The following is a 17465-nucleotide window of genomic DNA, read 5'->3' as shown; positions in this document are numbered from 1 at the left end:
CCATGAAGAAAAACGGATTTTTGACCTTCTGCTTTGCCTGTATTCCCGGCGCGGGGCAGATGTACTACGGATATATGAAGCGGGGACTGTCCCTCATCACGCTGTTTTGCATCGGTGTGGGGCTGGGGGCCATCATCGGGCCGCTGGTGGTCATCTGCCCGATCATCTGGATGTACAGCTTTTTCGACACCTATGACCTGATCCGCCGCATGACCTCCGGTGATCCCAAGCCCGACGAACTGCTGCTGTTTGACAACCTGGGCTCGCTGCGCAGCGTATTTCCTGCCGGCAACCGGGTGATCGGCTGGATTCTCATCGGTCTGGGCGCATGGGCGCTGTACAGCTCCATCATTGAACCCATTCTCTACAACCTGTTCTCCTGGTACTTTGTCAACATGGTCCCCACCGTCGTGGTGGCGGCCCTGCTGATTGCAGGCGGCTTCTGGCTGCTGGGCGGCAAGCGCAGCCGCGGCGGCTATCTGCCTCCGGATGATTTTCCTCCCTACCCCGGCAATGACTGGGACCCCCACGGCATGCCTCCCGATCAGGATGTCCCCGGCTTCTCCGGCATGCCGGACGAAAACCTGGGCGCCGGCAGCGCACCCCGCTGGCCTCGGGCAGGGGTCCATCCCACCGACGGACCTCGTCCCGACGCATTCGGGCAGCAGCCCTCTGCACCGGAACAGCCGGAAACCCACACCGACGGCAGCAACGGCAGCTGCTGATCTGACAGGGAGGAACTGAAAAATGGAACAAAACACCAATCAGGCCTCGTCCCGTACGACGCAGGCCGGGCACGGCGCGCCTCAGCCGCCGGAATACCGTCCCAAACGGGTTCGCCGGGTAGGCACGGTGGCCTTTGCCCTCACCCTCATCGTGGTGGGTGTGCTGTTGCTCATCCGGGTCTTTGTACCGGGCTTTGACGTTCTGTCGGTACTCAAGTTTTCGCCGGTGATCCTCATCATTTTGGGCATCGAGGTGCTGGTCTACTCCGCCCGGCCGGATGTGAACATCAAGTACGATTTTCTCAGCATGTTCGTCTGTTTTGTGCTGCTGGTGGCGGCGGCCGGGTCCAACGTGGTCAGCGCCCTCATCGACGGCTACGGCCCCACCCATGAGTATACCGAGCACCGGCTGAAAACCGAGCTGGAACAGCAGGCATATGACGCGCTTTCCTCCACGGGCATCATCCGGGACCTGAGCGTCAACGTGACGCTGCACCGGCCCATCTCCTCCGAGGAATCGTCGGACACGGCCATCACTGCCGACGACGATGCCGATGTCTATGTGACCTTTGAAAACACCTATTCCACCGCCCTGGCCTTTGCTCAGGACTGCCGGCGCATCATCGACGCAGCGGAAGCGGCGGGCCTGCCTTTTACCGGCTACACCTTTGATACTTTCTGGGAAAACGGCAAGATGCCGGATCTGTCCCGGAGCTACTATCTTTCCATTGGCAGCAAGTGGGGTTTGGACCGGACGGCGGAAGAACTGGCCATGGATGTGGATGAGGACATCTGGTACGCCGGCGACTGCTTTGACGGACAGGCCGATCTGCAGGAATACCTGGAGCAGTACGGCCAGGAAGTGGGAGAGCTTTTCCCCGCCACCGGCGAGAGCGCCGGAACCGACGGAACCTCTTCCTCTTTGGAGGAAGCCACGGCCACCGAGAGCGCGTAATGCCTCCTGTGGGAACCCCATAAAAACCATACGGGCATTTTACACAAATTTTGCGGCGCATCCGTTGTTTTTCGGGTGCGCCGCATTGTTTTTGCCTGTGGGGGATGATACAATATATTTTAGTATCTTCTTGTCAGGAGGAAAACAGTATGGGGTTATTGAAAGGCTATACCAAGCAGGAAATCAGCTGGATGATGTACGACTGGGCCAACAGCGCCCACTCGGTCATCATCGTCACCATCCTGCCCATTTTCTTTGACTCGGTGGCCGAATGCACGGCGGACAGCGTCTCCAGCATGAGCACCTGGGGCTATGCCACCAGCATCGCCATGGCCATCGTTGCCTTGTCGGCGCCCTTCCTGGGGGTGTTCGGCGATATTCGCGGCATGCGCAAAAAGCTGTTCGGCATCTTTCTGGGGCTGGGTGTCCTGTCGGTGGCGGGCCTGGCCTTCACCCCGCTCATGGACTTCACCTCCTCCACCGATGCGGCGGGCCGGGTGGCCATGTTCATTCTGGCTTTGTACATCCTGAGCACCATCGGCTTTGACGCCTCCTGCATCTATTACGACGCCTTCCTCACCGACATCACCACCGAGGACCGCATGGACCGGGTCTCCACCCTGGGGTACGGTCTGGGCTACATCGGCGGCTCCACCATTCCTCTGGTGATCTTCCTGGTCATGAATCTGGTGGGCATCGACATGCTGATCTGCCTGTCCTTCATCTTTGCCTTTACGGCAGTGTGGTGGCTGGTGTTCAGCCTGCCCCTGCTCAAAAACTGCCAGCAAAAGGGCGGCAAACCCTACGAGAAGGGGGACGTGGGCCGCAATATCCGGGGCGTTGTCTCTACTGTGAAGGAGATCGGCCGCAACAAGCCCATGCTCATCTACATCATTGCCTATTTCTTCTACATTGACGGCGTCCATACCGTCATCAGCATGTCCACCACCTACGGCACCAACCTGGGTCTGGATTCCACCGGCATGCTGCTGGCGCTGCTTCTGGTGCAGGTGCTGGGCCTGCCCTTCTGCCTGCTGTATATGAAGCTCAGCGCCAAATTCGGCGCCCGGACCATGGTGGGCGTGGGCATCTGCGTCTATATGTTCATCTGCGTCTTCGGCTTCTTCCTGCGCAGTCTCTGGCAGTTCTGGGTGCTGGCCGTGCTGTGCGCCACCAGCCAGGGCGGCATCCAGGCTTTGTCCCGCAGCATGTTCGGCAAGCTCATCCCCGACAAGGAGCGCAGCGGTGAGTTCTTCGGCTTCTTTGACATCTTCGGCAAGTTCAGCTCCATCATCGGCCCCACCCTGGTGGGCATTGTCAGCGCCACGGTGGCCAACAGCATGCTGACCAGCCAGGGCCTGACCGCCGCCACCGCCACCGCCGAGCAGGTGGATGCCATCAATGCGGCATCCAGCCCCTACGGCATCCTGTCCATCCTCATCATTGTGGCACTGGGCGGCGGACTCTACTTCTTCCTGCTTCCCAAGTACCTGAAACAGAGCGGCAAAAAGCTGTGAGGCTTTCTGCGCGGTTCCATAAGAAAACAAAGCCGCAAAATTCTGCCTGCAAGGCGGCATCTGCTGCGTGATCGGGCCTTGCGTTCCACCAAGGAGCGCTACGGCCCTCTGCCTTGCATCTGCCGCCTTGCAGCGATTTTGCGATGCAGAGCAGTTCTTGCAGAACCTTCGTTTTCTTATGTCACTCACGCTTTCCTTCCGGAATTTCCCGGCGGGGCCGGGTTTGCATCTTTGCCCCGTTTCGTGTAAAATAGGGGAGCGACACGGCAATCCACCGATGTTTCAGCCGCGTCCCGGTGACTGCGCCGGACGCGGCTTTTTGTGCGGCAGGAGAGTCTCCCGCCGCCCCAACGACACCAAAAGGACGGAACCAAAATGCCCGAAGGATATACCCATGTGCGCACGGCACACCGCGCGGCAAAAGGGGTTCATTATCGGATTCAGTACCCGGCAGCTTTTGCTGCCGGTGCCAACGGCCCGGATTCCCTGTTCTGCTTTGAGGTATGGAAATCCGCGGCCAAGCGCCGCTACGATCTGCCCGGCCTGGGCAACCGCATGCATGAGGAAAATACCGGCGCCTTTCTGCAAAGCCTGGTCAAACGGGTCTCCACCCGGCCCCAGGTGGAGTACGCTCTGGGCTTTCTTGCCCATTACGGCACCGACACGGTCATGCATCCCTATGTCTGTGCCCTCTGCCAGCCCGGCATGCCCTACGCGGGGCCGGGCGGCCACGGCTATTTTGAGATCGCTCTGGACTCCACCCTCCACGCCGAGGACACCGGCAGCGCCACTGTCCCGGCGGAGGACACCAGCCCCCGCATGCACGGGGAGGAGCTGGCCGACGTGACCACTCTGCTGGCCCACTGCCTGTCCGACGCCTACGGCCTGGACATCCCCATCGAGTACCTGGCCGATGCCTTTGAGGACATCTATCGCCTGCGCAGCATTTTTCCCTCCCGCTACGGCGTAAAGAAGGCGCTGTTCACCCTGGTGGAACCCATGTTCGGCGGCAGGGGCTTTATCACGGGGCATGTCTCCCCGCGGCATCTGGTCAAGGACCTGCCCGACCAGTGGACCGACCCCTTTACCGGGGAGCAGCGCAGGGGCAACGCCTTTGCCCTGCTGCGGGAGGCGGAAAAGCGCAGCGGCATCTTTATGGCCGGGGCGCTGGAATACTGGATGCGGGGCATCACCGGGGAGGAGTTCTTCGGCCTGCTGGGCAGCATGAGCTACACCGAGGGCCGCCCCACACCCCAGAGCGACCCCGCCCTGGCCGCCCGCCTCCAGGCAGAGGAAGCGGCCAGGAGAGCAGCGGAGGCCGCCGCGCCTCAGCCGGAACCCGACACGTCCGTATCCCAACCGGCGCAGACGGAACAGCCCGACAGCCCTGCCGAGACAGCCCGGGAGGCCCAGGAGGCGGAACAGACCGACTGGCAACCCGGCCAGGACAGCCCGCAGCAATGAAACCCGCGTCCGCCACCGGCGTGACGGGTAAGATAGACAAACGGTATCACACAAAAAAGGAGAACACCTATGGTACGCATCACCATGCAGAACGGCAAGACCATCGACCTGGAGCTGGACCCCAAGTCGGCTCCCATCACCTGCGAAAACTTCCTCAAGCTGGTCAACCAGAAGTTCTATGACGGTCTGACCTTCCATCGCGTCATCCCCGGCTTCATGATCCAGGGCGGCTGCCCTCTGGGCAACGGCACCGGCGGCCCCGGCTGGCACATCAAGGGTGAGTTCGCCCGCAACGGCGTCAACAACCCCATCAAGCACACCCGCGGCGTCATCAGCATGGCCCGCGCCATGGACCCCAACTCGGCGGGCAGCCAGTTCTTCATCATGCACGCCGACGCCCCCCATCTGGACGGTGACTATGCGGCCTTCGGCCATGTGGTCTCCGGCATTGAGGTGGTGGACGAGATCGCCAACGTGCCCACCGACTGGAACGACAAGCCCACCAAGCCCGTGGTCATCGAGAGCATCCGCGTGGTGGACTGATTTTTCCATCTGATGCAGCAAAAGCCGCCGCAGACTCTGTGAAAGGAGCCTGCGGCGGCTTTTTGTAATTAATGTTACGGGTGGTCAGGCGGCAACGTCCTGCATGGGGGCATAGGTCATCAGGTCGGCGGCCAAATTGCCGATCTCAGTGATCCGGCTGGCACCCGGCTCGGGAAAGTCCTCGCTGTCGTTGCCCCAGTCGCTGAGCACGGCGATGCAGTAGGGCTCGTCGGCGTAGACGATGGCGATGTCGTGGAGGACGTACTCCCAGCTGCCGTACTTTTTGGCCATGGGATAGTCGCTCTCCAGCATGGGATGGTCGGCATCGAGGAAGGCCTGCTTCAGGGCCGCCGCGTTGGGGGCGTCGCTCTCAAAGTAGTCCCACAGCGCCAGCAGAATATTGGCGCAGTCCCGGGAGGTGAAGACCCCCTGAATGTTGGTCTCATCGCTGAGGGCGTTGAGGGGGCGGTCCACCCCCATGTCCAGCAGGAACTGGGAGAAATCGCTCTCGGTGTAGGCGGGCCAGATGCGGTAGAGCTGGGTGGCGGCGTCGTTGTCGCTCAGGGAGATCATGCTGATCATGGCCTCCATGGCGGTGCGGGAGGGGGAACTGTTCTGGGCGGGCACCACAGTGGACAGGTCCACCTCCCCGGCGTCGGCCCGTTCGGCCAGCCAGAGGGCATAGGGCGCCTTGAGCAGGCTGGCGGCATAGTATTCGCAGTCGGCATTGTACTCAAAGGTATAGCCGTCTGAGATGCGCACGCAGCTCACCGAGACAAGGCCGTCCAGCCCGTCCAGATAAGTATTCAGGGCGGTGAGGGCCTCCTCCTCGGTCATGAGGGACTCCGGCGTGGGGGTGGGGGCGACGGAGGAGGTCTCCGGGGTGGAGGAATCCTCCCCGTCGGTCTCTTCGGCGGAGACGCTGCTCACCGCATCCAGAATGGCGGCAGTTTCTTCGGAAGGTTGTGCATAGCAGCCCGCCAGCAGCGACAGGGCGCAGAGGGCGGACGCAAGGGGCAGTTTTGACATATGCTGTTTCCAGCCTTTCTTTCGCAGGCTGGGGCCGATGGCCAAAAGGGGGATCGTCCAACAGGGAAGGGAAGACGAAGCCGTTGTTTGGCAAGGGAGCACCCGGGCTGTGAGTGATACAAATGACGGGGATAAACCGGGCCGGACGGTTCAGGAGGCTGTAGGCCGGGTATCCCGCATTTCAAACCAGAAGGTGGCGCCGTGGCCGGGGGTACTGCTGACACCGAAGGAGAAGCCGTGCTGCTGCAAAATGGCCTTGGTGATGGAAAGGCCGAGGCCCGAGCCCACCTTGCCCTGGTCCTTGCGGGAGCGATAGTACCGGTCAAAGACATGGGGCAGGTCCTCCGGCAGGATGCCGGGACCGTGGTCCTGGACCTCCACCCGGCAGGTGCCGTCGGCGGTGGGGATGCAGCGCAGGATAAAAACGCCGTCGGGACCCATGTGATGGGTGGCGTTGCCCAAAAGATTGTGCAGCACCCGTTCCATCATGCCGGGGTCGGCCTGGACGATGCACTCATGGTCGGCCTCCAGCTGGAGAGTCCAGCCGTTCTGGTCGCAGACGGCGTCGTAACGGCCCGCTACCTCAAAGCAGAGCTGGCTCATGTCGAAGGTGACCAGATTGGGCTTTTCGGCGCCGCTGGACACCTTGCTCAGCTCCATGACGCTGTTGACCAGCCCGGACAGACGGTCGGTCTCGTCCACGATGATGTTGCACTGTTCGGTGCGCTGGTCGGCGTTGTTGCCGGTGATGTCCCGCACCGTCTCGGCGTAGCCCTTGATGAGGGTGAGGGGGGTGCGCAGGTCGTGGCTGACGTTGGCCAGGATGTCCCGTTCCAGCTGGGCCGAGCGCTTGACCTCCGAGGCCATGCGGTTGAATTCCAGTGCCAGCAGGCCCAGCTCGTCCCGGCGGCGGACATCCACGTGAACGTCATAGTTGCCGTCGGCCATTTCCCGGGCGCCCTCAGACAGTTTGCGCACGGGGGCGGTGAACCACCGGCTGAAGAAAATGGCAAACAGAATGTCCAGAGCCAGAATGGCCAGGCCGATGGGGGGCAGCATCTTGCCCAAAACCCCGGCGGCCGTCTCGATCTGGGCGACACTGGCCGACACAATAATGGCGTAGCTGCCGTCGGAGGAGAGGCCGCCCACCACCATCTGGCGGTTGCTGCCCGACTCCACAATCTCGTAAAGCTCCCCTTTGCTGAATACCTCCTTGCGCAGCTGGATGGCCAGGGGGGTGTCGCTGGTGGTGTCCACCGAGCCGCTCAGGCTGCCCATGCTTTCGTGGAGGACGCAGGGGTAGAGGCTTTCAATGTAGACGATGTTTCGGTAGGTGTGGTCGCTGATGTCGACGCAGCAGTTGGCAAGATTGAGGTCACCACTTTCGATGGCATCTGCCAGGTCCTGGAAAAAATCGGTATTGGGAATGACGTGCCACAGATCCCGGGAGATGAGGGGGGCGTCTGCTGCGTCGATGCGGGCGGTGATATCCTGCAGGCGGGTCTCCAGATTGGTGCGGATGGTGCGGTTGTACTGCGGCTGCAGAAAATAGGTGATAAGCACCCACACCAGCAAGAGCGTCACCAGAGTGATGCCGCCCAAAAATACGATCAGCTGCCCCTGTACGCCCAGCAAAATGTTGCCCTGGCGGGGGGTCTGGGGCTGCCGGGGTTTCAGTCGTGGCAGATTCAAGGAAAATACGCCTCCCGGCCGTTACAGGGTATCAGGGTCGAACTTATACCCGATGCCCCACACGGTCACAATATAGCTGCGGCATTTGCCCAGATGGCTGCGCAGCATTTTGATATGGGTATCTACTGTGCGGTCCTCGCCGTAGTAGTCGTAGTTCCAGACTTTCTGGAGGATCTTCTCCCGGGAGAGGGCAATGCCCTTGTTGCTGACCAGAAAGACCAGAAGATCGAACTCTTTGGGCGTCAGCGAGGCTTCCTGCCCTTCTACCCGGACGGTGTGGCTGGCAGTGTCGATGCACAGGTCGCCGAAGCTGTATACCGAGCCGGTATCCTCGGTCTTGGGCATGGTGCGGGAAAGCACTGCCTTGACCCGGGCCACCAGTTCCCGGGGGGAGAAAGGCTTGACCACATAGTCATCGGCACCGCTTTCCAGCCCGGCCAGCTTGTCGTATTCCTCGCTGCGGGCGGTGAGCATGATGACAGGGGTCATGATTTTGCGGGTACGCATTTCCCGCAGGCAGGTCATGCCGTCCATGAAGGGCATCATGATGTCCAGGATCACCAGATCCACACTCTCCCCCGCAAGGGTGGAGAGTGCCGCGGTACCATCGCCCGCCTCCAGGCAGGTAAAGCCGGCATGCTGCAGATGTTCCCGGATCAGATCGCGAATCCGAGGTTCGTCGTCCACAATCAGTATCTTTGCCATAAAAACCCCTCCTTACGGGAAGAAACACACAAGGCTGCAACCGGAACTCCGCAGCCGCACCGGGCCTGTCCCCGGGGCAAAGGCCGGAGCGCTTTGCTTCGGTCAAACCGCGAAAAAATGGGATCGAACAAACTCTCCCCCAAGTGTTCATGCTACTATATTAGCGGTCAGGTATGGCCGTTTTGTGAAATGTTTCTGAAAACTTTTCACAATTTTCATCTATGTGACAGAGCGGCGGCGTGGTTGCCAGCAGCCCGGCTTTGCGCTAAAATAAAAATAATAGAGGATTATGGCAAACGGGATGAAGGAGGCAGAGAAAGTCCATGTGGATCGTCTGGATGCTGTTGATTCTGGCGGCGGTATTTTGCCTGCTGACGCTGTTTCTTGTCTGCCCGGCCTTTGGCCGCAGGGCGCTGCGCCAGCCTTTTGCGGGGCGCAACTATGCCCATCGGGGGCTTTTCACCCCGGACCAGTCCATCCCGGAAAACAGCCTTCCTGCCTTTGAGGCGGCAGTTTCCGCCGGATACGGCATTGAGCTGGATGTGCAGTTCACCGGTGACCGCAAACTCATCGTCTTTCACGACGATACCCTGGACCGGATGACCGGCACGCACGGCTGGGTGCGGGACTTTTCCTGGGAGCAGGTCTCGTCTATGTCTCTGGCAGGCACCCAATACCACCCGCCCCTCTTTGCCGACGTGCTGCGCACGGTGGGCGGCCGGGTGCCGCTGATCGTGGAGATCAAGAGCCGGGCGGAGTACAAGGGCGACTATCTCAACGCCCTCTGCCATGCCGTTCTGGATGCGCTGGACGGCTATGACGGTCCCTGGTGCATCGAAAGCTTTGACCCCCGCATTGTGCAGCGAGTGCGCAAGTTCGCCCCCGGGGTGCTGCGGGGCCAGCTGGCCGACTGTAGCAAAGGCTTCCGCTCCAGCGGGGCCAAGGCGCTTCCCGCCTTTGTGATGTCCCACTGCCTGGGCAACTTCCTGGGACGGCCGGACTTCATTGCCTGGTGTCCCGCGCCCCGCAACTGGGTCATCCGGCTCAATGCGGCTCTGGGGGCCATGATGGTCAACTGGACCGCCCTGCCGGAATACGACACCGCCAAGCTGGAAGCGGGCTATGACGCGGTCATCTTCCAGTGGTATGCTCCGGCGCCCCACTACGGCAGCCGCTGAGCCGCCGATGCCGGCAGCGCTTCAAACTAATAGTAAGGCGGGGCGTCCGCCCCTGTCAAGAATCCCTGCCCGAAAAAACGGGTGGAAATTATGCCCAAGGAGGACAACCGGACCATGAAAACCTACCTTTCCCGGTTCCGGTTTCCCGATGCCGATGCCGAATGGCGTTTTTTTGCCGGCCTGCGCCGCACCTGCTACGACAGTTACTATCCCTTTCAGGTGCTGGCGCCCCGGGGACTGCACCAGCTGGAGCTTGAACCGGTGACCATCCTGTATGGCGGCAACGGCTCAGGCAAGAGCACCGCCCTCAACGTCATGGCGGAAAAGCTGGAACTGGAACGGGACGCCCCCTTCAACAAAACCGGCTTTTTCCCCGACTACCTGCGCCTGTGCAGCGCGGATGACGCCTGCCCGCCCAAAGGCAGCCGCATCATCACCAGCGACGACGTTTTTGCCTGGATGCTGGACCTGCGCAGCCTGAACGACGGCATCGACCGCAAGCGGGAGGAGCTGTTCGGCCAGTATCTGGATGCCAAGTACGCCGACTTCAAGCTGGAATCTCTGGAGGACTACGAGCGCCTCAAAACCATCAACGCCGCCCGGCGGGAAAGCCAGTCCCGGTTTGTGCGGGGCAGGCTGATGGATAATGTGCGCACCCGTTCCAACGGGGAGAGCGCCTTTCTCTATTTCACCCGGAAGATCACCTGCGACGCCCTGTATCTTCTGGACGAGCCGGAAAACAGCCTCTCTCCGGCGCGGCAGCTGGAGCTGGCGGATTTTTTGCTGGAATCGGCCCGGTTCTACGGCTGCCAGTTCGTCATCGCCACCCACTCGCCCTTTCTGCTGGCCATGCGGGGCGCCAGGATCTACGACCTGGACGCCGACCCGCCCCGGCCCCGTCCCTGGACCGAGCTGGAAAACGTGCGGGTCTATCAGCAATTCTTTGCCGACCACGCCGGGGACTTTTCCCACGACGAATGACAGTTCACAGAAAAGGAGGGCGCCCCTTTGCGCCATCAGAATGAGACCATCACCGAGCTCCCGGCAGAGCAGCTGCTCAGGGGGGAGGACTACATCGACTGCATCTTTGAGGGCTGCCGCTGGCAGGGCCTGCGCATTGAGAACTGCAGCTTTACGGGGTGTACCTTCCGCAAGTGCCAGTGGTCGGGGGTGGTGTTCTCCTTTACCCGGATGACCGACGCCCGGCTGGAAGACTGCGCTTTCCGGGGGATCGCCTGGGGCGGCCTGCGGGGCAAGAGCGCCCTGGCCCAGCCTCTGGCCGCGGTGAAAAACTGCATGTTTCAGTATAACGACTTCTCAGGTATGGCCCTCACGGGATTCGACTTTTCGGGCAGCGAGTTCCGGGACTGCCGCTTTGACAACTGCAAGCTGGCGGGGGCCAATTTCCGGGGCGTGCGGCTGGGAGAAAGCCAGTTCACCCGCTGCGCCCTGGAAAAGGCCGACTTCCGGGACGCCGAAGGCTATGCCATCGACCCCGCGGTGAACACTCTCAAAGGGGCAAGGTTTTCCTTCCCCGACGTGGTGCGCCTGCTGGACGGCACCGGCATCCGCATTGAGTAAGCGGGCTTTCCAACAGTATACAAAAAGGCCGCCCCGGCGGGAGAAAATTCTCCTCTGCCGGGGCGGCTGTTTTTATGGTCTGTGGTTGGGTTATGCCTTGTGGCTGTAATCCCGGGCGCCGTATATGGCGGTGCCGATGCGCACGATGGTGGCACCTTCCCGGATGGCGGCCTCATAGTCCCCGCTCATGCCCATGGACAGGGTGTCCAGCTGAGCGCGGGCGTAGCCGCGGGTGCGGGTCTGTTCCAGCAGCTCCCGCATCCGGGCAAAGAAGGCACGGGTCTCGTCCTCGGTGGCGTCGGCCGGGGGAATGGCCATGAGGCCCCGCAGCCGAAGATGCCCGCAGGCCTCGGCGGCGTCGGTGAGCTCCCACAGTGCCTCGGGGGAGACGCCGCTCTTGCTGGCCTCATCCCCGATGTTGATCTCGATGAGGATGTCCTGCACCAGGTCCAGGCGCTGGGCGGCGGCCTCGATCTTGTCCATCAGGCGCAGGCTGTCCACGCTCTCGATCATGGCGGCCCGGCCCACCACCTTGTTGACCTTGTTGGTCTGCAGGTGGCCGATGAAATGCCCCGGCTTGCCCAGATAGGCCCCGGCGTCGGTCTTTTCCACCAGCTCCTGGACGTGGTTCTCCCCAAAGAGGTCAATGTCCAGCGTGGCGCTGTCCTTCACTTCCTCCACGGTGCGGGTCTTGCAGGCGGCGCACAGCAGCACATCCCCGGGCCGGCGTCCGGCAGAGCGGGCGGCGTCGGCCATGCGGGTGCGGATCTCGGCCACCGCGGCGGCCATTTGTTCCCTGGTAGTCATTGCGTTACATCTCCTGGTAGACGGCACGGGCACCGCCGATATACTTGGGACGGCAGCGGGCGCACAGAATGTGTGCCTGGCCGATGTGGTCAAAGCTGAGGCGGACAGGCACCGCCACCCGGCGCAGATGCATGCCGATGAGGGTGCCGCCGATGTCGATGCCGGCACCGGCGCGGACTTCCTCCACCAGCACCGGCTCCCGGAAGGTCTGCCAGCAGTTGGTGGCCCAGCTGCCCCCAGCATGGGGCTGAGGCACGGCGTTGACCTCCTCGTAGCCGTAGCGGTCGGCGGCCTCCCGCTCAATGACGATGGCCCGGTTGAGGTGCTCGCAGCACTGGGCGGCCAGATAGACGCCCCGGGCCCGCAGGGTGGGCAGCACCCCGTCCAGAACGGCCCTGGCGGCCTCCATGCTGCTGTCCTTGCCGATGTGACCGCCCACGATCTCGCTGCTGGAACAGCCGATGACGAAAATGTCGCCGGATTTGAGATGGGCGGCGTTGAGCAGTTCCTCCACGGCCTGGCGGGACTGACGTGTGATGGTTAACAAGGTTTCATTGTCCATGCGGTACCGCTTCCTTTCCTGCAAAAAACATCAGAACAGATACATTCCTGCCAGCCCGGCCAGCCCGCCGAAGGCCAGCCCCACCAGCACATCGCTGGGGTAGTGGACCCCGGACAGCACCCGGGTCAGGGCGATGAGAAGTGCAAATACAGCGCCCGCCGCGCCCAGAGGCGGCCAGACGGCCCATGCCGCCGCCGCGATCACCGCCGCGCTGAAGGAGTGCCGGCTGGGCATGCTTTTGCCCACCGTATCCTTGGGAAACAGCGGGGGAGCACCCAGCGTCTCATAGGGCCGGGGCCGGTTGATGGCGGCACGCAGCGCTGTGCCGGCCACAAACACCGCACAGGTCACAAGGAGTACCCGCCAGAAACGAACATCACGGTTCCAGGCCAGCCAGCCCAGCAGCCCGGTGTATAATACATAGATGCAGACCACCGACCCCTGCGCCACAAAACGGATCAGACGGCATAGAGCGGGGCGGGCCCGAAGCCAGTCCAGCATTGCCCGGTAACGCGCAGCAGTCAAGTCGGTATCCTCCCGGTTGTTGTGATGAGGCGGGGTACGCTCTGCCCCGCCCGTTCTACCTGTAAGGATAACACCGGCAGGCCCCCTTGTCAAACCGGGCGGCTTGCGCCAAAGGCCCCCTTTGCTTATAATAGAGGTGCGCACGGCAACACTGTGTGCAGCGATTCCCCGCAGACAGGAAGGGAGGGTCGGCAGACCTTGTTTGAATTTGCCAACGCATTGCTGGCGGCACTGTTTCTGGCCGCCGTTTTTGATATGGTCACTGCCCTGAAACAGGCGCCTGGCCGTGGTTTTGCCCGGGCAAAAGCCGCGGTGTCCGGTCTCTGGCGGAAGGAACACTATCTCTTCGGCCAATGGGGCGCCCCGTGGCGGCAGCGGGCTGGGGAATGGCTCTTTGCCATCGGCCTTGCCGCCTATGAGGTCAGCGTCTGCTTCTGCAACAGCATGGCGCGGGAAAACTGGGCCTGGGTCCAGGGCACGCTGGCGCCCATTCTGGACTGGACGGCCTTTCTCTGCTTCGGCGTCAAGATTTTGCTGGGAACCCGGTATACCTGGCGGTCGCTGGGGGTGGCGGGATGCCTCTACTTCATTGCCCGGTGGGTCTACTTCAACTGCCATAACATCTGGTGGATCGGCCTGGTGGTAGCGGTGCTGGCCGCCAAGGGCGTGGCCCTGAAAAAGCCGCTGCGGGCCTACCTTATCGCAGGCACGGCGGCAGTGGGCCTGGTGGTGGCCCTGCATTTTGCGGGCATCGTCGCCCCTGATCTCGTCAGCGAGCGGGTGGGGGAGTACCGCGGCACCTTCGGCTACGGCCACCCCAACACCTTCGGCGGGCTGGTCTTTGGTCTGACCATGGCCTATGCCATGCTGCGGGCCAAAAAGGTCCGCTGGCTGGATGTGGCCGTGGTGGGAGCCCTGGGCGTTTTCCTATGGGTGGGACCTGCCTCCCGCAGCGCGGCGCTGTCTGCTTTGCTGCTGGCGGTACTGCTGGCCGTCTACAAGGTCTTTCCCCGCCTGTTTGGGGGGCGGCATCTGACCAAAGTTGCGGCGTCTCTGGTGCCGCTGGTGGCGGCGGTGAGCTTTCTGCTGCCCCTGCCCCTGGTCAAGATCGGCCCCTGGAACAGCGACTTCGGCCCCGCCTGGCTGGCAAAGATCGACGGCCTGCTCACCAACCGCCTTTCCCTGACCTGGAGCGCCTATTACCTTTTGGACATCAAGATCGCCGGTCAGGTGCTGGACGACTGGCCGCCGCTGGATAACTCCTTCGCCTTTGCCTTGTATCAGTTCGGCCCCGTCATGGCCCTCATCATCGGGGTGCTGTTCGCTGTGGCCATGTGGGGGCTGGCCCGCACCCGCCGCATCCCCGAGCTGCTCTGCCTCACCGTCATGCTGGTCTATGCTTATATGGAGTGCCAGAGCTTCCACCTCACCACCAACCCCACGGCATTGCTTTTCTGCGGGGCGGTGTTCGCCCTGGCGCCCTCCCGCTGGCCGGGGCTGGAGGAGGCCCCGCCGGAACGGGAATAACTTTCCCTCACACAGCAAAAATATCCCCGCGCTTTTCCTCCTGGGAAGGGAAAAGCGCGGGGATTTTTGTGCAGCACCGCCGGACAAACGATGCTTAAAATTTTCTGAAAACATCCGAAACAACCGGCGGGCCGCGGAAAAGGCAAGGCAATGGAAAAATGCTCGCCCTGCCTGCGGAAAGCAAAACTCCCTGAGGGCAGGTCTGTCCCTTGCCCTCTACCGGGCAGAAAATGCGGTTACTCGGTGGGCCAGATGCCCGCATCGGCGGCATCGGCGCTGACCTCAGTGTCGGCCTCCACGGGAGGCACCTCCCCATTGGCTTCCTGGGCGTCATCGGAGGTATCGGCGCTGACTTCGGTGCTCTCCTCGTCGGTGACGGCGGCTACCTCGGTGTCGGAGGCCGCCTCACTCTCCGCCATGGTCTGGGCGGCGGAGATCAGCCCGCTCACCTCGCCGGAGGGCTTCTCCAGCAGATAGGCCCCGATGGCCTGGGCCTTGTAGACCAGAAGCACACAGTAGCAGCCGGTCTCCCCGTCGGACAAAGCGGGGCAGAGGACCGTCCACTTTTCCACCGTCTTGCCCTTGTAGTCGGCCAGGCTCATGCCGCTCTCGCCCACCACTTGGTCAAAGGCGGTGAAGCTGTCGTCCCACTTTTTGGGGATCTTGACCTTATCCACCGCGGCGCTGGCCAGATCGACCTCAAACCCGTGGCCGGTGAAAAACTCGGCAATATCCTGCGTCGTCTCGATGCCGGACTCGGCCGCTGCCCCCGTCGGCACCGTCTCGCCTGAAAAATGTACCGCCGCCGCAATGGCGCCGGTCAGGCAGACGGCGCACAGCGCCAGCGCCCCGGCCTGCCGCAGACCGGGCTTTGTCATGGTAAACAGAAACATAGGTGCCGCCCCCTTGGTGATACGGCGGCGCGCCGCCCCGTGCCGGATGCGCCGAGGCCTGCCGCCGCTCTTGTCACCCTATCTGTATGCCGGGGCGGGGGCGGGTATGCCTGTTTTTTCAGGCGGGGCGTTTGCCCTGGGTGCGGTAGAGGTCACACAGGCGCTGGCCCAGGGCTTTCATGTTGCGGGCACAGGCGGCGGCCCGGCCGTTTTTGGCCAGATCGGGCCATGCCCCGCCCAGAATATCCCCGATAGCGGCCCGGAACCCGGCCACGTCGTGGCGCTTGAGCACCTCCCGGCCGTCGGACAGCCAGCCCTCGTAGACGGGAATGTCCCGCACCACCACTGGCACGCCGCAGGCCAGGGCTTCCAACACCACAATGCCCTCGGTCTCCTCGTGGCTGCAAAAGACAAAGGCGTCGGCGCCGCAGTAGGCTTCCCGCAGGGCGGCCTGGTCCACATAGCCCGCAAAGTGCAGGTTACCCGGGGCGACGGCCATGGCCTCCCGGATGTGGGCGGGGGTCAGGGCGGGCTCGGTGTAGCCGAACCAGAAAAAGCAGACCTCCGGCATGGCCCGGGCCAGCTCGATGTAATCCAGAATGCCCTTGCGCTCAAAGTAATGGCCCACACTCACCACCACCGGCTGATCGTCGGCCAGCTGATGCTCCCGGCGGAAGTGCTCCCGCCGGGCCGGGTCGGGGGCGAAGAAATCGGTGTCCACCCCGTTGGAGAGGACGCACACCGGCTTTTTCAGGTGATAGCTTTCAAGGATTTGCTGAGAGTAGGGGGTGGGGGTGATGATGAAGTCCCCCAGATCATAGCAGAAGCGGATCCACCGCCCGAACAGCGGGGCCAGCAGGTTGGACCCCACAAAGGAGTCCCGGAAATCCTGCATGGTGGAATGGCCGTAGTAGACGACAGTCTCCCCCCGCATCCGGGCGCGCAGGGCGGCGAACACCGCGTCGGGCAGCACCGTGTTGATGTGCACGGCGTCGGCGTGGGCGTCCCAGGACTCGGTGACGGCCACGCCGGCCTGTTCCAGCATGGCTTTCTGGTGATAGAAGGCCTGGCCCACGCCACTGCGGCGGACCAGCCCGAGAGAACCGTTATACAGATGTACCCGCATTGGATAAAACCTCCCATCCGGTCAGGACAAGGTGTGATGCATCAGCGCCACAGGCCCAGCACCTGCTGGAACAGCACGGTGAGGCCCAGGCTGTACATGGCAATGGCAAAGGGCTTGCACAGCAGAATAATGGCGGTATACAGCCGCCAGGAGATCTCGGTGGTGCCGGCCAGGAAGCAGAGGTAGTCGTCCGGCGCCACGGGGATAAAGATGAGAAAGGCAAACCACCGGGCAAAGCGGCCGCGCTCGTTGGTCCAGCGGTCGTAGCGGTCGATCATCTTTCGGGGAAACATCCGGTAGAGCAGCGGCCGTCCGCAGTTGCGGGCGATGGCGAAAGCCGCCAGGCTGCCCGCGCAGATGCCGATATAGTTGTAGAGAAAGCCGTACCAGGGGCCGAAGAGAATGACTCCGGCCAGGCATCCCAGCCCGCCCGGCAGAATGGGTACCACCACCTGCACCGCCTGGAACAGAATGAACACCGCAGCCCCGGCGGCCCCGAAGCCGTCCACAAAGCTGCGCAGCCGTTCCTGGGAGCTGAGAAGCCCCTGCTGCCAGAACCAGATGCTCAGCACCACGCAGGCGATCAGCCCTGCGATCGAGAGAAGCTGCATCCATTTCATTGACATACTTTTTGCC

The 17465-nt window shown here is 62.5% G+C and carries 18 protein-coding genes; 9 read left to right on the top strand and 9 right to left on the bottom strand.

Annotation, left to right across the window (positions count from 1 at the left end; translation table 11 throughout):
* Nucleotides 1-2 precede the first annotated feature (2 nt).
* From INF35_RS06420 to INF35_RS06400, 5 genes are all read left to right on the top strand, one after another.
* Complete coding sequence (locus INF35_RS06420) at nt 3-725, top strand: hypothetical protein (protein WP_193500756.1); 723 nt, start codon at nt 3-5, stop codon at nt 723-725.
* A 22-nt stretch (nt 726-747) separates the two neighbouring features.
* The gene (locus tag INF35_RS06415; RefSeq protein WP_193500754.1) at nt 748-1680 is read left to right on the top strand and encodes a hypothetical protein; all 933 of its coding nucleotides are present in this window, start codon (nt 748-750) and stop codon (nt 1678-1680) included.
* 149 nt (nt 1681-1829) lie between these two features.
* On the top strand, nt 1830-3197 hold the full coding sequence (locus INF35_RS06410; RefSeq protein ID WP_193500752.1) for an MFS transporter: 1368 nt from the start codon (nt 1830-1832) through the stop codon (nt 3195-3197).
* A gap of 375 nt (nt 3198-3572) precedes the next feature.
* Nucleotides 3573-4661 (top strand): zinc dependent phospholipase C family protein, encoded by a 1089-nt coding sequence (locus INF35_RS06405; protein WP_193500750.1) that lies wholly within the window; start codon nt 3573-3575, stop codon nt 4659-4661.
* A 69-nt stretch (nt 4662-4730) separates the two neighbouring features.
* Entirely contained in the window at nt 4731-5204 is a 474-nt protein-coding gene (locus INF35_RS06400; protein WP_193500748.1) for a peptidylprolyl isomerase, read from the top strand.
* An 84-nt stretch (nt 5205-5288) separates the two neighbouring features.
* Here INF35_RS06400 and INF35_RS06395 read toward each other — a convergent pair whose 3' ends face one another.
* The 3 genes from INF35_RS06395 to INF35_RS06385 all read right to left on the bottom strand — a co-directional run bounded on the left by INF35_RS06395 (nt 5289) and on the right by INF35_RS06385 (nt 8630).
* On the bottom strand, nt 5289-6233 hold the full coding sequence (locus tag INF35_RS06395; protein ID WP_193500746.1) for a serine hydrolase: 945 nt from the start codon (nt 6231-6233) through the stop codon (nt 5289-5291).
* A 150-nt stretch (nt 6234-6383) separates the two neighbouring features.
* A complete protein-coding gene (locus INF35_RS06390) occupies nt 6384-7925 on the bottom strand; it encodes a sensor histidine kinase (protein ID WP_235983151.1) in 1542 nt (513 codons plus the stop codon).
* A gap of 21 nt (nt 7926-7946) precedes the next feature.
* Complete coding sequence (locus INF35_RS06385) at nt 7947-8630, bottom strand: response regulator transcription factor (protein WP_193500744.1); 684 nt, start codon at nt 8628-8630, stop codon at nt 7947-7949.
* A gap of 323 nt (nt 8631-8953) precedes the next feature.
* Here INF35_RS06385 and INF35_RS06380 point away from each other — a divergent pair, with 323 nt between their 5' ends.
* The 3 genes from INF35_RS06380 to INF35_RS06370 all read left to right on the top strand — a co-directional run bounded on the left by INF35_RS06380 (nt 8954) and on the right by INF35_RS06370 (nt 11389).
* Nucleotides 8954-9808, top strand: a complete 855-nt coding sequence (locus INF35_RS06380) for a glycerophosphodiester phosphodiesterase family protein (RefSeq protein WP_193500742.1) — start codon at nt 8954-8956, stop codon at nt 9806-9808.
* A gap of 114 nt (nt 9809-9922) precedes the next feature.
* Nucleotides 9923-10789 carry an AAA family ATPase gene (locus INF35_RS06375; RefSeq protein WP_193500740.1) on the top strand — a complete coding sequence of 289 codons (867 nt, stop codon included), beginning with the start codon at nt 9923-9925 and terminating at the stop codon, nt 10787-10789.
* Between the two features lie 27 nt (nt 10790-10816).
* Nucleotides 10817-11389, top strand: a complete 573-nt coding sequence (locus INF35_RS06370) for a pentapeptide repeat-containing protein (RefSeq protein WP_193500738.1) — start codon at nt 10817-10819, stop codon at nt 11387-11389.
* A 90-nt stretch (nt 11390-11479) separates the two neighbouring features.
* Here the strand turns inward: INF35_RS06370 and INF35_RS06365 are convergent, their stop codons facing one another.
* The 3 genes from INF35_RS06365 to INF35_RS06355 are packed head-to-tail and all read right to left on the bottom strand — an operon-like array spanning nt 11480 to nt 13283.
* A complete protein-coding gene (locus INF35_RS06365; protein WP_193500736.1) occupies nt 11480-12196 on the bottom strand; it encodes a YggS family pyridoxal phosphate-dependent enzyme in 717 nt (238 codons plus the stop codon).
* A 4-nt stretch (nt 12197-12200) separates the two neighbouring features.
* Entirely contained in the window at nt 12201-12758 is a 558-nt protein-coding gene (locus tag INF35_RS06360) for a TIGR01440 family protein (protein ID WP_193500734.1), read from the bottom strand.
* A gap of 30 nt (nt 12759-12788) precedes the next feature.
* Complete coding sequence (locus INF35_RS06355; protein ID WP_193500716.1) at nt 12789-13283, bottom strand: phosphatase PAP2 family protein; 495 nt, start codon at nt 13281-13283, stop codon at nt 12789-12791.
* Between the two features lie 198 nt (nt 13284-13481).
* Between INF35_RS06355 and INF35_RS06350 the strand changes: the two genes are divergently transcribed.
* Nucleotides 13482-14810 (top strand): hypothetical protein, encoded by a 1329-nt coding sequence (locus tag INF35_RS06350; protein ID WP_193500714.1) that lies wholly within the window; start codon nt 13482-13484, stop codon nt 14808-14810.
* A 236-nt stretch (nt 14811-15046) separates the two neighbouring features.
* Here INF35_RS06350 and INF35_RS06345 read toward each other — a convergent pair whose 3' ends face one another.
* The 3 genes from INF35_RS06345 to INF35_RS06335 form a co-directional block, all read right to left on the bottom strand.
* A complete protein-coding gene (locus INF35_RS06345) occupies nt 15047-15703 on the bottom strand; it encodes a DUF4830 domain-containing protein (protein ID WP_193500712.1) in 657 nt (218 codons plus the stop codon).
* Between the two features lie 118 nt (nt 15704-15821).
* Complete coding sequence (locus INF35_RS06340) at nt 15822-16829, bottom strand: glycosyltransferase family 4 protein (RefSeq protein WP_193500711.1); 1008 nt, start codon at nt 16827-16829, stop codon at nt 15822-15824.
* 41 nt (nt 16830-16870) lie between these two features.
* Nucleotides 16871-17455 (bottom strand): TVP38/TMEM64 family protein, encoded by a 585-nt coding sequence (locus INF35_RS06335; RefSeq protein WP_235983150.1) that lies wholly within the window; start codon nt 17453-17455, stop codon nt 16871-16873.
* Nucleotides 17456-17465 lie beyond the last annotated feature (10 nt).

This window comes from Gemmiger gallinarum, assembly GCF_014982805.1.
GTDB classification, from domain to species: Bacteria; Bacillota; Clostridia; order Oscillospirales; family Ruminococcaceae; genus Gemmiger; species Gemmiger gallinarum.
Note: the sequence above shows the minus strand (reverse complement) of the source record. Positions and strands in the feature narration are given on the sequence as shown.